16 protein-coding genes and 1 pseudogene are annotated in these 15539 nt (G+C 36.2%); 16 read left to right on the forward strand and 1 reads right to left on the reverse strand.

All coding sequences use genetic code 11. The annotated features are described in order from the left end of the window. Positions 1–11: 11 nt before the first annotated feature. Both JOD14_RS10625 and JOD14_RS10630 read left to right on the forward strand, forming a co-directional pair. Entirely contained in the window at positions 12–959 is a 948-nt protein-coding gene (locus tag JOD14_RS10625; protein ID WP_204654771.1) for a thymidylate synthase, read from the forward strand. Positions 960–977: 18 nt separating this feature from the next. Further along, positions 978–1469, forward strand: coding sequence for a dihydrofolate reductase (locus JOD14_RS10630; RefSeq protein ID WP_204654772.1), 492 nt, complete (start codon positions 978–980; stop codon positions 1467–1469). Positions 1470–1529: 60 nt separating this feature from the next. Here the strand turns inward: JOD14_RS10630 and trhA are convergent, their stop codons facing one another. Then, the gene (trhA, locus tag JOD14_RS10635) at positions 1530–2183 is read right to left on the reverse strand and encodes a PAQR family membrane homeostasis protein TrhA (RefSeq protein WP_204654773.1); all 654 of its coding nucleotides are present in this window, start codon (positions 2181–2183) and stop codon (positions 1530–1532) included. 123 nt (positions 2184–2306) lie between these two features. On the opposite strand from trhA, the gene JOD14_RS10640 reads away from it, so the two are divergent. From JOD14_RS10640 to JOD14_RS10705, 14 genes and pseudogenes are all read left to right on the forward strand, one after another. Next, positions 2307–3149, forward strand: coding sequence for a DegV family protein (locus tag JOD14_RS10640; RefSeq protein WP_204654774.1), 843 nt, complete (start codon positions 2307–2309; stop codon positions 3147–3149). 126 nt (positions 3150–3275) lie between these two features. After that, a complete protein-coding gene (locus JOD14_RS10645; RefSeq protein WP_204654775.1) occupies positions 3276–4157 on the forward strand; it encodes a GDSL-type esterase/lipase family protein in 882 nt (293 codons plus the stop codon). Continuing rightward, positions 4150–4812: a YpmS family protein gene (locus JOD14_RS10650; RefSeq protein WP_204654776.1), complete on the forward strand. Its 663-nt coding sequence runs from the start codon at positions 4150–4152 to the stop codon at positions 4810–4812. The genes JOD14_RS10645 and JOD14_RS10650 overlap by 8 nt, the downstream gene beginning before the upstream one ends. After that, positions 4813–5325 (forward strand): peptide-methionine (S)-S-oxide reductase MsrA, encoded by a 513-nt coding sequence (gene msrA, locus JOD14_RS10655; protein ID WP_204654777.1) that lies wholly within the window; start codon positions 4813–4815, stop codon positions 5323–5325. It abuts the gene before it with no gap. Beyond that, positions 5322–5546 carry a YozE family protein gene (locus tag JOD14_RS10660; RefSeq protein ID WP_204654778.1) on the forward strand — a complete coding sequence of 75 codons (225 nt, stop codon included), beginning with the start codon at positions 5322–5324 and terminating at the stop codon, positions 5544–5546. Before msrA ends, JOD14_RS10660 begins: the two co-directional genes overlap by 4 nt. 10 nt (positions 5547–5556) lie before the next feature. Beyond that, on the forward strand, positions 5557–6984 hold the full coding sequence (locus JOD14_RS10665; protein ID WP_204654779.1) for a S41 family peptidase: 1428 nt from the start codon (positions 5557–5559) through the stop codon (positions 6982–6984). 14 nt (positions 6985–6998) lie between these two features. Next, a complete protein-coding gene (gene lepB, locus JOD14_RS10670; RefSeq protein WP_204654780.1) occupies positions 6999–7544 on the forward strand; it encodes a signal peptidase I in 546 nt (181 codons plus the stop codon). Between the two features lie 310 nt (positions 7545–7854). Beyond that, positions 7855–8718 carry a ribosome biogenesis GTPase YlqF gene (ylqF, locus tag JOD14_RS10675; RefSeq protein WP_204654781.1) on the forward strand — a complete coding sequence of 288 codons (864 nt, stop codon included), beginning with the start codon at positions 7855–7857 and terminating at the stop codon, positions 8716–8718. Next, the gene (locus tag JOD14_RS10680) at positions 8705–9481 is read left to right on the forward strand and encodes a ribonuclease HII (protein WP_204654782.1); all 777 of its coding nucleotides are present in this window, start codon (positions 8705–8707) and stop codon (positions 9479–9481) included. Before ylqF ends, JOD14_RS10680 begins: the two co-directional genes overlap by 14 nt. Positions 9482–9539: 58 nt before the next feature. Further along, on the forward strand, positions 9540–10412 hold the full coding sequence (gene dprA / locus JOD14_RS10685) for a DNA-processing protein DprA (protein WP_204654783.1): 873 nt from the start codon (positions 9540–9542) through the stop codon (positions 10410–10412). A gap of 146 nt (positions 10413–10558) precedes the next feature. Beyond that, a complete protein-coding gene (topA, locus tag JOD14_RS10690) occupies positions 10559–12637 on the forward strand; it encodes a type I DNA topoisomerase (protein WP_204654784.1) in 2079 nt (692 codons plus the stop codon). 72 nt (positions 12638–12709) lie between these two features. Then, a complete protein-coding gene (trmFO, locus tag JOD14_RS10695) occupies positions 12710–14011 on the forward strand; it encodes an FADH(2)-oxidizing methylenetetrahydrofolate--tRNA-(uracil(54)-C(5))-methyltransferase TrmFO (protein ID WP_204654785.1) in 1302 nt (433 codons plus the stop codon). A 211-nt stretch (positions 14012–14222) separates the two neighbouring features. Next, the gene (locus JOD14_RS10700) at positions 14223–14588 is read left to right on the forward strand and encodes a hypothetical protein (protein WP_379962519.1); all 366 of its coding nucleotides are present in this window, start codon (positions 14223–14225) and stop codon (positions 14586–14588) included. After that, a pseudogene (locus JOD14_RS10705) lies at positions 14589–15416 on the forward strand (flotillin family protein); the annotation flags it as partial. Positions 15417–15539 lie beyond the last annotated feature (123 nt).

Consider the following 15539-nt stretch of genomic DNA (forward strand, 5'->3'; position numbering starts at 1 on the left):
GGAGGATTTTGGTGGAACAAGCATATTTAGATTTAGGAAAAAAAGTTTTAACACAAGGTGATTTTAAAGAGGACCGTACAGGAACGGGAACGAAAAGTTTATTTGGGTATCAAATGCGCTTTAATTTACAAGAGGGATTTCCTTTGTTAACAACGAAAAGAGTCCCGTTTGGTTTAATCAAAAGTGAATTGTTATGGTTTATTAAAGGCGATACAAATATTCGCTATTTATTAGCGCACAAGAACCATATTTGGGATGAATGGGCCTTTGAACGTTATGTAAAAAGTGAAGATTACCGTGGTCCAGATATGACCAATTTTGGATTGCGAGCACTAAAAGATGAAACCTTTAATAAAGTTTACCAAAAAGAATTACAAAAATTTTGCGATGAAATCTTGAACAATGATGAATTTGCAAAAAAGCATGGTGATTTAGGAAAAGTTTATGGTTATCAGTGGCGCCATTGGGAAACGGCAAAAGGGGATTGGATTGATCAATTAAAAGATGTTATTGAACAAATCAAAACGAATCCGAATTCTCGCCGTTTAATTGTTTCGGCTTGGAATCCAGAAGATGTACCAAGCATGGCATTACCACCTTGTCATACGATGTTTCAATTTTATGTTCATGATGGGAAATTAAGTTGTCAACTTTATCAACGAAGTGCGGATATTTTTTTAGGTGTGCCATTTAACATTGCTAGTTATGCACTACTTACTCATTTAATTGCACATGAAACGAATTTAGAAGTGGGTGATTTCATTCATACACTAGGCGATGCCCATTTGTATAGTAATCATATTGAGCAAATAAAAGAACAACTAACGCGTACGATTCGACAAGCACCTAAGTTGGTTTTAAACAAAAATAAAACTTCTATTTTTGATTTTGAAATGGCTGACATCCAAATCGAAGGTTACGATCCACATCCGACAATTAAAGCACCGATTGCGGTTTAATAAAGGAGGAAGTATTTGATGATAGGCGCGCTATGGGCACAAGATTTAAATGGATTAATTGGTAAAGAGCAAGTTTTACCTTGGCATTTACCAAATGATTTGAAATATTTTAAAGAGCAAACAATTGGTAAAACAATTGTAATGGGACGAAAAACTTTTGAGGGGATGGGATCAAAGCCCCTACCCAACCGTGAGACAATAGTCTTAACTAACAACAAAACTTACCAAGCAACAGGTGTGACGGTTATGCATAGCGTGGAAGAAGTTTTGGAATTTACTAAAACTCAAACCCAAATGGTGATGATTATTGGGGGCGGCGTTATCTTTAATGATTTTATGCCGTATTATGATTGTTTGTATCGAACCGTTATTGAAGAAACCTTTGAGGGGGATACTTATTTTCCACCAGTTGATTGGTCAAAATGGGAGGAAGTTTCAAACGTCAAGGGAACGGTCGATGAGAAGAACAAATATCACCATCGTTACGAGATTTATAAACGTAGAAAGTAAGCATCAAAAAACCATCAAATCAGGTGAAAAACTGATTTGATGGTTTTTTGATTGAATTATTTAGGTGAAAAATAAAACAGAAAAGTACATTAGACCAGCGCCTAACATCACAAATAAATGCCAGACAACATGCATAAAGCGTACATTTTTTAACCCGTAAAATAAAGCGCCAACGGTATAAGCAACACCACCACCAGCAAGTAAAACCGTTCCCCAGAGCCCAAGTGCGTGAATTAACGGATAAAAAGCAGTTAAACAAAGCCAGCCCATCACAATATAAATAAAAGTAGACACTCTTGATACGGTTTCTTTTTTATGTAAAGTCAGGGATTTGTAAACAATGCCACTCACCGCGAGCAACCAAATGAAAGTAAATAAAGTCCAGCCAAGCCACCCTTGAATGCTGATCAAGCAAAAAGGCGTATAACTACCTGCGATTAGTAAAAAAATAGAACTATGGTCAAAAACTTGGAAGACTTTTTTGGCTTTTGTAAAAATCAGACTATGGAATAAAGTGGAAAACAAGAAAAGTAAAATCATCATGGAACCATAAAGAGCGTAAGAGACAATATGAACAGGCGATCCTAACCGAGCACCTTTGACGAGTAAAATGACGAGACCTGCGATGCTTAAAGCACAAGCAATTCCGTGTGTAATAGCATTTAAAACTTCATTGGTAATTAAATAGCTGCGAGTAAATTTTGTTGACTCCATAAAAACACCTCAAATTGGAATAATTGATGAAAAAACAGATATTGTTTGTTATACTAAATGACATAGTAGATTCTGCTTCATTCTACCACGAATCTTGCAGCTTTAAAAGAAAGAGTGAAAAAAATGAGAAAACTAAAGATAGTAACAGACTCCTCTAGCACCATGGATCCTTTGTTAGCAAAAGAACTTGAAATTTCGATTGTCCCTTTATCAGTCATGATTAATGGTGTTATTTACAATGATGATGAAACATTGGGTGGCGAAAAATTTATGGCTTTAATGGCACAGGCAAAAGAGCTACCTAAAACGAGTCAACCACCAATCGGCAAGTTTGTCGAATTATATGATGAATTGGGGCAAGATGGTTGTGAAATATTATCAATCCATATGACAAAAGCATTAAGTGGAACGGTTGATGCAGCTAGACAAGCAAGTCAGTTATCTAAAACAAAAGTGACAGTGATTGACTCTGACCTGACCGATCAATCCTTAGCCTTTGCAGTCATAAAAGCGGCTGAAATGGCAAAAGAGGGTTATTCATTGCCAGAAGTTGTGGCAGAGGTAAAGAAAATTTTATCACAGTCTAAATTGTATATCGCTGTTTCATCGTTAGACAACCTTGTTAAAGGTGGTCGAATTAGCCGAGCAAAAGGCGTTTTATCAAGTTTCTTAAATATGCGTATTGTCATGGAATTAAGAAATGCCGAATTAATTCCAATTGTTAAAGGACGCGGTAGTAAAACCTTTGATAAATGGTTTGTTGATTTTCAAAATGAAATTAGACAAATTTCGAATATTCAACAAGTTGGGATTTCATACGCCGGTGCGGCAACACAAGCGCAAAAGTTCAAAGACGAGTTGAAGAAAAACTTCCCGCAACTACCAGTAACGATGTATCATACAACACCAATTATCGCTACACATACAGGCGAAGGCGCATTTGCAGTGATGTATTATTTTGAATAGTCAAAAACATCCTCGGTAAAAGAAACGAGGATGTTTTTTTATTAAAACGAAGCTTGTCCGGTGTTAAATAAAGAAAAAATCTGTTAAAATTAGCAAAGATATTATCTAGTAAGGAGGAGGGATGACGTGAAAAGTGAAAAAATATTTATTCAGTTTTTCGGAGTGTTGTTTGTCGCGCTTGTTTCATTTGGGCTGTTAACATTTAGTATCCCTAAAGCACCAGCCCGACTGATTGATTTAGCTGGTAAAACTCCAAATACAATCAATAAAGAGCGCATTCAACTAGTAGCAATTGGCGATTCTTTGACTAAAGGCGTTGGAGATGAGACGAATCGAGGTGGCTATGTGCCTTTAGTAGCCAATCAGTTGCAAGAATCATTTGAATTATTAAGCATCGAAACAAAAAACTATGGTGTATCGGGTAATCGTACGAATCAAGTTTTAAAAAGAATTAAAAACGAGGAAGAGATTCAAAAAAAATTAGCAACGGCTGATATAATCACTTTATCGGTTGGTGGGAATGATTTAATGAAGGTCATTCAAAATAATATCTTTGGTTTAACGGTAAAAACTTTCGAAAAACCAGGGAAAACGTATCAAAAAAACTTAAGCGAAGTGATAACTGAAATCCGGGCCTTTAATCAAACGGCGCCGATTTATTTATTAGGTATTTATAATCCTTTTTATGTTTATTTTCCTGAAGTAAGTGAAATGCAAAGTGTTGTGGATGAATGGAATCAAAAATCAGAAGAAGTAACCAAAGATTTTCCATTGGTATATTTTGTCCCAATTAACGATTTATTGTATGAAGGAATTCTAGATACAGACGATTCAAAAGAATTACCCATTGAAGCCGATTCTTTGAATGATTTAAGAAATAATGCATTGTTTGAAGGCGATAAATTTCATCCAAATTACAACGGCTATCAAATCATTGCAAAAGAATTTTATCAAAAAATGAGTATGACCAAAAATACCTGGTTGCGTAAGGAGCAAGCCGATGAATGAGGAACAAGTCAATGAGAAAGAAAAAAAAAGTGTTCAAATAAAAAAAGTGAATGGTTGGAAAATTGCTTTTTTAATATTAAGCGGCTTTTTATTAGGCAGTTTTTTATTTGTTTATAGTCGAGTCAATCAAGAAAGAGAAGAATTAACGAATATTTCCATGCAAACAACGTCGAGTACGAGTGAGCCCGTTTTAAATATCCGTAGTAACAAAGAACAAATTAACCGTCTAGTTGCTTTTTATTTAGATGAACTCCAAGCCAATTCTGAACAAAAATTTACTTTTGTTTTGAAAAATGAGGCATTACTTTCAGGTCAAATTGACGTATTAGGTTTGCCATTAACCTTTTACTTATATTTTGATCCATATGTGATGGATAACGGGAATATTCAATTAAAAGCGAAAAGTCTATCGCTTGGAGCGCTGGGTTTACCACTGAATCAAGTGTTGAATATGCTTAGTCGAAATAAACAAATACCAGAATGGATCGAAGTAGTTCCTAAAGAGGAAACGATTGTTTTGCGCCTAGATCAATTTGAGTTAGCAAATGGCATGTACCTTCGTGGTGAAAAAATAAATCTAGTTGACGATGTGATTCAAGTGAGTTTGTATTTACCTAAAACAAGTGAACCGTCAACTGAAAAGGAGTCGAAATAAATGGAACGAGCAATTTTTGCAGGAGGCTGTTTTTGGTGTATGGTTCAACCATTTGATCAATTACCGGGAATTCATAGTGTCATTTCAGGATACACTGGTGGCCACGTGGCTAATCCAACTTATGAACAAGTTTGTACCCAAAAAACAGGGCATACAGAAGCAGTAGAGATTATTTATGATGAGACAATGATTTCTTTTAGTGACTTGGTTGAACTTTATTGGCAACAGACGGATCCAACCGATGCATTTGGCCAATTTCAAGATCGTGGAGAGAGTTATCGTCCGGTCATCTTTTATATGAATGAAACGCAAAAAGCAATTGCAGAAAAAAGTAAGCAAGCATTAGAAGCAAGTGGGCGTTTTCAAGCACCAATCGTCACAAAAATCGAACCAGCCCAACCTTTTTATCCAGCTGAGCTTTATCACCAAGATTACTATAAAAAAAATCCGAACAACTTTGCACGAAATCATGCATTAAGAGCCCAATTTGTGAAGGATACTTGGGCATTATGAGAAAAACCTTTTATCAGTATTTAATGACATTTAAAGATGCACGTCAACCAAACGCAGTAAGTCTTTTAGCGCAACACGTTCATCAAGATTTACAATTTCCTAAACAAAGTAATGACTATCATCAAATTTCTGATTACTTAGAGTTAAATACAAGTTATTTAGCAAGTTTGGCTATTTTTGATGAAATATGGGAAAAGTTTTTAGAAGAAAATGAAACTTAAGGAGAAAAAAATGAGCGATCAAGGCATTCCTTTTCACAGGCACATCATCTCGTTGATTTGCATGGCAATTATTAGTGGGGGACTTGTTTTTTATTTTCAAAAACCATCACTGGCAAGTTATTCAACGAGTCAGTCAAGTGACGAATTAGAAAAAATCCACCAATTATACACAAAGATTCAAAATGAGTATTATCAAGAGGTGAATTCGGATCTCTTAATTGAAGGCGCCTTAAAAGGGATGACGGATTCTTTGGCTGACCCATATACTTCTTATCTAAACCAAGAAGCAGCGGCGAGTTTTACGACAAGCTTATCTGGCGAATTTGAAGGAATTGGTGCGACTTTGCAGTTGGTTGATGATTTGCCAGAAGTTGCTCAATCACCTGTTAAAAATAGCCCAGCAGAAAAAAGTGGCTTAAGAGTACATGACCAAATTCTTCAAGTGGATGGACGGATAACCAAAGGATTGCCCCTTTCAGAAATTGTCTCTTTTATTCGAGGGGAAAAAGGTACATCGGTACAATTGCAAATTAAACGAGCAGATGAAATATTTGATGTTGCTGTAGTACGTGATGTAATCCCAGTCTATTCTGTTTATGGTCAGTTAGCCAGTGAAAATTCTACCATCGGTCAAATTGAGATTGTCAATTTTAGTCAAAATACGGCGTTAGAATTAAAAGAAATGATTGAAGAGTTGAGAAAAGAAGGCGCCACTTCTTGGTTAATTGATTTGCGACAAAATCCTGGTGGTTATCTTGATCAAGTTGAAAAGATGGCAAGCATGTTCTTAGAAGATGGCGAAAAAATTGTACAATTCTCTTTAAAAAATCAAATACTTGGAGAAGTTGTGGCGAGTCAAAAGTTAGATCAAGGCTTTAAAGTACAAGAACCAGTTGTTGTTTTAGTCGATGGCGGAAGTGCTTCTGCTTCAGAAATTTTCGCGGCTGCTTTAAAAGAATCAGCCAATGTGCCGATTGTCGGTACAACGACTTACGGTAAAGGCACGGTTCAAAGTGTAAGTAGCTTTCAAGATCAAAGTGAGTTAAAATTAACTGTTCAAAAATGGTTAACCCCAAGCGGGAACTGGTTACACGAAACCGGCTTAGAACCAGATATTGTGATTGATTTTCCAGAGTATGCTTATTTAATACCTTTAAGTAAGAAGCAAACGTTAAAATTAAACGATGAACTTGCAGAAATTTCGACGTTGAATCAATTTTTACAAGCGCTTGGCTATTTAACCACCGTGGAAAATAGTTATTCCTTAGTGACAAAACAAGCAGTAGAACAATTCCAAATGGACAATCAATTAGAAGTAACAGGAGAAGTTGATCAAGAGACAGCTAGTCTGATTGAAATACGCTTGAGCCAACACTTGAAAAAGACGGATCCTATGCGTCAAAAAGCGTTAGAAACATTAACGGAAATGATTCAATGAAAAGAGGGTAGGCTTTGAAGGAAAATACAATTATCGACACGTTTTGGTTAATCGTTAAATACATCCTTTCAGCCAGTGTCATTGCACTAATTATTCGTGGTTTTGTTTTGATTCCGGTTCCGGTAGAAGGTAATTCAATGAGTAATACGTTGATACAAGGAGATTTTGTCTTAATGGAAAAATTTACCAGTATTAAACGCTTTGACATTATTGTTTTTCAAATGAACGATGGCACAACTTATATTAAACGCGTGATCGGTCTGCCAGGGGATACGATCAGTTACCGAGAGAATCAATTATATGTGAATGATGAGCCCGTGCATGAAGAATTTTTACAAGCAAACTTAGCTGAAGATCATGAAGCAATTCCTTTCACGAACGATTTTGAATTTTACGAATTGATGGGCGTTAAAAAACTTGGTAAAGGCAGTTATTTTGTCCTAGGTGATAATCGCCGAGTTTCAAAAGATAGTCGTTCTTTTGGTTCGATTTCTGAGGAAAATATAATCGGTAAAGCTCGGCTAATTTTCTATCCTTTTTGGCGAATTCGGTTGATTTAACAAGAAAATTAAAAGATAAATCGTTTTTAGCTATTCATAAAAAAACAATCAATTCGTTTTTTAGTAGGAGTTCGCTTCCTACTTTTTTTCTTGAAAACAAAATAGTTTGATTTTTTAACGCTAACGATATATTTATACTTTAAACTAAGCACTTTAGGCATTGCTTGTTTCAAAAGAGAGAGGATACAAGACCAAACGAAATTACGAAACATTGAATAAAAATTAAACAAAAAATAAAAGGCTGATAAGGTTGCCTATTATAAACTAATAAATAAAAGCCTTAAATATAATAGATAGGAATTGAGTGAAAATGACCATCCAATGGTTCCCAGGGCATATGGCGAAAGCGCGCCGTGAAATTAGTGAAAAATTAAAATATGTCGATATTGTTTTTGAGTTAGTGGATGCCCGTTTGCCGCTATCTTCTAGAAATCCAATGTTAGACCAATTACTGCAACAAAAGCCTCGTCTAATCTTAATTAATAAAGCTGATTTAGCGGATACACAGCAAATTAAGTTGTGGGAAAAATATTTTGCAGAAAAAGGCTTTTATACACAAGCAATTAATGCACAAGAAAACAAATCGGTAAAAATAATTCATACAAAAGCAAAAGAAGCTTTAAAAGAAAAAATTGCTCGAGATCAAGCAAAAGGCTTAAAACCAAGAGCGATTCGGGTAATGGTTATAGGCATACCTAATGTCGGAAAATCGACCTTAATGAATCGCTTAGTTGGTAAAAAAATTGCCCAAACAGGTAATAAACCTGGTGTAACAAAAGGCCAGCAATGGCTACGTTCAGGTAAAGATTTAGAATTACTAGACACACCAGGGATATTATGGCCGCGTTTTGAAGATCAAGAAATTGGTAAAAAACTAGCCTTAACAGGAGCGATTAAAGATCAATTGCTTCATTTAGATGATATTGCGATTTATGGTTTAGAATTCTTTGCCCGTTATTACCCGGCTGCTTTGCAAAAACGCTACCATTTATCAGAAGATGACTTGTTATTAAGTGGTCCGGCATTACTAATTAAAGTGACAGAAAAATTAGGCTTTAAAGAAGACTATGAACGAGGTAGCGAGCGAGTCATATATGATGTCCGACAAGGAAAATTAGGTGGCTATACGCTTGATCGCTATGAAGAAATGAGTGCTTTAGATGACGAAAAATGAATCGATTGCAATCATCAAAGAAAAACTGTTACAAGTTGACCAACTACCCGATGCTTATGTCGAAAATTTAAGAAAAGATTCACGTATCGGGGTTCAAAAATTAATTACACAGTTAGAAAAGAAATTTGAAAAACAACGACAATTAATTGAACAATTTCAAGAAAAAACACTGTTTGAAAAGGGAGCCTATCAAAAGGGTTTCGAATGGATTGCTGGTATTGACGAGGTTGGTCGTGGACCGTTAGCTGGTCCGGTTGTCGCGGCGGCCGTTATTTTACCAAAAGATTGTGTAATCTTAGGCTTAAATGATTCTAAACAACTAAGTGAAAGTAAAAGAAACGCTCTAAAACAAGAGATTGAAGAAAAAGCTCTTGCGATTGGTATTGGGCAAATTAATCCAAGTGAAATTGACCAAATCAATATTTACCAAGCAAGTAAAAAAGCAATGATTCAAGCTGTTGAGGCGCTAAAAGTGTCACCTGACTTTTTATTGATTGATGCAATGACGTTACCACTAGCGCTTCCACAAGAAAAAATTATTAAAGGGGATGCACGAAGTATCTCTATTGCCGCGGCTAGTATCATTGCAAAAGTTTATCGCGATGATTTGATGAAAGAGTATGGGCAACAATATCCCGGTTATGGGTTTGAAAAAAATGCAGGTTACGGCACAAAAGAACACTTAATAGGGTTGGAAAAACAAGGAATAACGCCCATCCATCGCCTTAGTTTTTCACCTGTTTCAAATTATAAGGCAAAATAAATCGTTTCCTCTTTTTTTGCGTACTTAAGTAAAAAATAACTAAAAAGAGAGGGTCACGATGGATAATCAGGAAGTGCTTGAAAAGCTACTATTAAAATTAGTTTACTGTGATGGAATTGGAATTACGAATAAGTGGAAAATTTTAAACTTTGCTCAAAAATACGCAGAAATTCCTCTTACTTTAGACGTGATTAGAAAAAGAATTCAACCAACCAAGAATTGGGGTGTTTTTGTAGAAAGTTGGTTACAAACAACACCCGAGTGGTTAGAGGAAAAATTAAAAGATCAAAAATTTATCACTTATTTTTCAAAAGAATATCCTGAAAACTTACGACATATTGCCGATCCTCCGCTCGTTTTGTTTTATGAAGGTGATTTGAAGCTATTAGACTATTCAACTTTAGCTGTAGTAGGTGCGCGTTTAGCAACGCCATATGCATATAATGTGCTTTATCAATTAATTCCAAAGCTCGTTACAAAAAAGCAAGTCATTGTTAGCGGATTGGCCAAAGGAGTGGACTACTATAGTCATCAGTTAACGATTGGATTTGGTGGGAAAACCATTGGCGTGGTCGGATGTGGTCTAGACCTTTGTTACCCGAAAGAGGTGTTGCCAATTTTTTTAGAAATGAAAAAAAATCATTTAGTTTTAAGCGAGTACCCTAAAAATACGGCCGTTAAAAGACATCACTTTCCTATGCGCAATCGAATTATTGCTGGGATATCCCAAGGGACGTGTGTCATTGAAGCCAAAGAAAGAAGCGGTTCTTTAATCACGGCTCAACTTGCTTTAGAGTACGGGAAAGAAGTTTTTGCGATTCCTGGAGAAATTATTTCTGGGCAATCGAATGGTTGTCACCGCTTAATCCAAGACGGTGCGAAGTGTGTTTTTCAGTGGCAAGATATACTAGAAGAGTTGCCAAATTATTAAATTTATTTTTTATTTTATCTTTTTTAAAAATTTCCTTTCTTGACAAATTTTCTGCTTACCGATATGATAGGCTACGATTTATTGTGAAAGAATAGTACACCTATTATATAGAAGTATTTTGTTTAAGAAAGGAGCGCAATCGATTCATGGCTTATAAATATTTAGTGATTGTGGAGTCACCAGCAAAAGCAAAGACGATTGAAAAGTATTTAGGGAGAAACTATAAAGTTGTCGCTAGTGTGGGACATATTCGTGATTTACCAAAAAGTAAAATGGGAATTGATGTTGAAAATAATTACGAACCCCATTACATTTCAATACGGGGAAAAGGGGACGTCATCAAAGGATTACGTTCCGCAGCAAAAAAAGCAGAGAAAGTTTTTCTTGCAAGTGACCCGGACCGAGAAGGAGAAGCGATTGCTTGGCATTTAGCTTTTCTTCTCGGCTTAGATTTAAAAGATAAAAATCGCGTAGTCTTTAACGAAATTACGAAAGATGCAGTAAAAGCAGCGTTTAAAGAACCAAGAACCATTGATCTTGATTTAGTTGATGCCCAGCAAGCCCGCCGTATTCTAGATCGACTAGTCGGTTATTCGATTAGCCCGATCTTGTGGCGTAAAGTAAAAAAAGGTTTAAGTGCTGGCCGCGTTCAATCGATTGCTTTAAAAATTATTATTGATCGTGAAAGAGAAATCCGTAATTTTGAACCAGAAGAGTATTGGTCACTAGATGGAAATTTCCAAAAAGTTAAGAAAAAATTTAAAGCGAGTTTTTGGGGCGTAGACGGTAAAAAGAAAAAATTATCCAATGCTCAAAATGTAAAAGAAGTAACCGATCGTCTTGATGGTAAAGACTTTGAAGTAACCAAAGTAGAGAAAAAAGAACGGAAACGTCAAGCGGCCGCTCCTTTTACCACGAGTAGTTTGCAACAAGAAGCCGCACGTAAATTAAATTTTAGGACACGCAAAACAATGATGGTTGCTCAGCAGCTTTATGAAGGAATTGCTTTAGGAAAATCAGGAACAGTTGGGTTAATTACTTATATGCGTACGGATTCAAAACGAATATCTGATACAGCAAAAGTTGAAGTAACTGAATTTATTGAAACAACCTACGGAAAAGAATTCGTTGCAAACCAAAATAAGGCCACCAAAAACACGCAAGGGGCTCAAGATGCTCATGAGGCGATTCGACCGACGAGTACTTTGCGAACACCTGAAGAGATGGCGAAATATTTAGATAAAGATCAATTAAAATTATATACTTTGATTTGGTCACGTTTTGTCGCAAGTCAGATGACACCAGCTATTTTTGATACGATGAAAGTCACTTTAATGCAAAACAATGTTATTTTTATTGCAAATGGCTCAAAAGTGAAATTTAAAGGTTTTATGCAAGTTTATGTTGAAGGTAGCGATAGTGGCAAAGAAGAAAAAGATAATATTTTGCCAGACTTGGTTGAAGGTGATATTGTTCAATCGGTCGATATTGAACCGAAACAACACTTTACCCAACCACCAGCACGTTTTAATGAAGCAACTTTAATTAAAACCTTAGAAGAAAATGGGGTTGGACGACCATCAACTTATGCACCAACGCTTGAAACCATTCAAAAACGTTATTATGTTAAGTTGGCACAAAAACGCTTTGAACCAACTGAACTGGGAGAAATTGTTAATACATTAATTGAAGAATTTTTCCCACAAATTATAGATATTCATTTTACCGCTGAAATGGAAAATAGTTTAGATGCGATCGGAGAAGGAAAAGAAGAATGGGTCAAGGTTATTGATCAATTTTATCGTCCATTTGAAAAAGAGCTGATTAGCGCGGAAGAAAAGATTGAAAAAATTCAAATTAAAGATGAACCAGCCGGCTTTGATTGTGAGTTGTGTGGCTCACCAATGGTCATTAAATTAGGTCGTTATGGCAAATTCTATGCTTGTAGTAACTTCCCAGAGTGCCGGAATACTAAAGCAATTGTAAAAGAAATTGGTGTGGCTTGTCCATCGTGTCATGAAGGACAAATTATTGAAAGAAAATCTAAGAAAAATCGTATTTTCTATGGTTGTAATCGATACCCAGAATGCGAATTTGTCTCATGGGATAAGCCAGTTGGGCGTAACTGTCCGAAATGTGAGCATTTCCTAGTTGAAAAGAAAGTAAAAGGCGGAAAACAAGTCGTTTGTCCAAATGGTGACTATGAAGAAGCAGTACAAAAATAAAATCAAAGGAAACGGAATCATTCAAATAATCGATTCGGTTTTCCTTTTTTAAGACATAAAAGGGGAAATAAAATGAAACATGTGAATGTAATTGGCGCCGGTTTAGCCGGTAGTGAAGCCGCTTGGCAAGTAGCTCAAGCAGGAATTCCTGTCCATCTATACGAGATGCGCCCGGTAAAAACAACGGAAGCACACCATACGAATAACTTTGCTGAATTAGTTTGTTCGAACTCATTACGCGGTAATAGTTTAGCAAATGCGGTTGGGGTGTTAAAGGAAGAAATGCGTCAACTTAATTCAGTTGTGATTACTTCTGCTGATGAAACGGCTGTACCAGCTGGAGGTGCCTTAGCAGTCGACCGCCATGCGTTTTCTGAATTAATTACCAAACGTGTAAAGGAACACCCTTTAGTAACAGTTTTTACGCAAGAAATTACAGAAATTCCCGAAGGAGTGACCATCGTTGCAACGGGTCCGTTAACATCTGAACCGTTAGCGAAAGCGATTCAAGCGTTTAATGGTTCAGAAGGATTTTATTTTTATGACGCAGCAGCACCGATAATTGATCGCTCAACAATTGATATGGATAAAGTTTACTTGAAATCACGCTATGATAAGGGAGAAGCAGCCTATTTAAATTGTCCGATGACAAAAGAAGAGTTTGAAGCATTTCGTGAAGCATTGATCACCGCTGAGGTAGCCCCGCTTAAAGAATTCGAAAAAGAGAAATTCTTTGAAGGCTGTATGCCTATTGAAGTGATGGCCAATCGCGGGCCAAAAACAATGCTGTTTGGTCCAATGAAACCAGTCGGCTTGGAAGATCCCAAAACTGGTAAACGTCCTTATGCCGTAATTCAACTTAGACAAGACAATGCGGTTGCGAGTTTATATAATATTGTTGGTTTTCAAACGCATTTAAAATGGGGAGAGCAAAAACGTGTTTTCCGAATGATTCCGGGTTTGGAAAATGCTGAGATTGTCCGCTATGGTGTGATGCACCGGAATAGCTTTATGAATAGTCCGGAACTATTAGAACCGACGTATCAGTCTAAAAAACGTCAGGATTTGTTTTTTGCAGGTCAAATGACTGGTGTTGAAGGATATGTTGAAAGTGCAGCAAGTGGTTTACATGCAGGAATCAATGCGGCACGCTTAGTTAAAGGGGAAGAACCAATTGTTTTGCCACAAGAAACAGCAATGGGCAGTATGGCTTATTATATCACGCATGCTTCTGGCAAACATTTTCAACCAATGAATGCTAATTTTGGTCTGTTCCCAGAATTGACTGAACGAATTAAAGATAAAAAAGAACGTTATGCAGCGCTGGCTAATCGGGCGTTGTCTGCTTTAGAAGAAGTCAAAAAAGATTTATAAACAAAAGAACGTCTTTAGTCGGATAATAAAATCCAACTAAAGATGTATCTTTTTTTTTTGCTTATTTTTTTCTTGTAGAACGAAAGAACTTGCGTTATGATTCTTATTAATAAAAGGTGTTAGGTAGGTGAATCAAGTGATTGACTGGTTACAGGAATTGAATCAAATGTTGATGAAACAGCCGCTACTACTTAAAATAATCATTGGTTTAATGCTCATCTCGTTCGTGCTTTTTTCTTTGTACTTAGTGCTAAGTTTTATTTTTTTCCCAATCATGTACCTATACAATCACTTGACTGATAAAAATCAGACGAACGTCTTGTCAAGAGAAGATTTTTTGTTTGGGCAACTAACGGAAAAAATTCAAGGAAACACGATTGGAGAAGTGATGGAAATTGGTAGTGAAAGTGCCCGTTCCGTTTACCCTGCTAAATTCTATCGTTTACAAGATCAGGAAGAAAATCACTTACTTCCGGTGGGGACAAAAGTTTTAATTATCGATTTTGATGAACAAGGAATTGCTTTGGTCGTTCAAAGTAAAAATATAAAAACATTAATAAAAGAGGAGAGAATGTGAATGTTTATAATTTTTGAATTTTTAGGGAGTATCTTTTTTTGGGTAGTGCTAGTGGTTCTGGCAATCTTAATTTTTTTGATGGCTCGTTACCGTATTGGAAAACCGGATGAAGCCTTAATCGTAACTGGTTCGTTTTTAGGAAAAGAAGGCATCAAAATTTTAAGAAATAGCGGTACTTTTGTCATTCCAATTGTTCAAAAGGCCCATAAATTAAGTTTATTAACCCATAAATTAGAAATAGGAACGCCAGAAGTATATACCGAACAAGGGGTTCCGATTCTGGCGAGTGCAACAGTTTTAGTTAAAGTTGGTAATAGTGTTGAATCAATTAAAACAGCCGCAGAACAGTATTTAGGGAAATCTACCGCAGACTTAGAAGATGAAGCAAGAGAAGTTTTAGAAGGGCATTTGCGTGCAATTTTAGGGACGATGACTGTGGAAGCAATTTATAAAAATCGCGATGATTTCGCAGAACAAGTTCAAAAAGTCGCTTCAACGGATTTAAGTAAAATGGGGTTAGAAATTGTATCATTTACGATTAAAGATGTTACGGATCCAAATGGCTATCTAGATGCACTTGGACGCCCTCAAATTGCTGAAGTCAAAAAAAATGCAGAAGTTGCTGAATCAAATGCTTTACGCGAAACGCGAATTAAACAAGCTGAAAATGAGCAATTAGCGCAACAAGAAGAAATCAGACGTCGGACAGAAATTGCTGAGGCAAACAAAGAAATGGCGTTAAAACAAGCACAATATAAACAAGAGCAAGAAGTTGCAAATGCAAAAGCCGAGCAAGTAGCTACGGGAGAAATAATGAAAGTGCAATTGAACAAATTTCATAATTATTAGACTCTTCAAACCTTTGATAGAACAGTCTTTCAAAAAGACACAAAAAAGGAACCTCCCCATATGGTACAATTAGGTTGTCTCTGACAGACACGTACTCACAGG

It is taken from the genome of Enterococcus lemanii, from assembly GCF_016909125.1.
Classification (GTDB): Bacteria; Bacillota; Bacilli; order Lactobacillales; family Enterococcaceae; genus Enterococcus_I; species Enterococcus_I lemanii.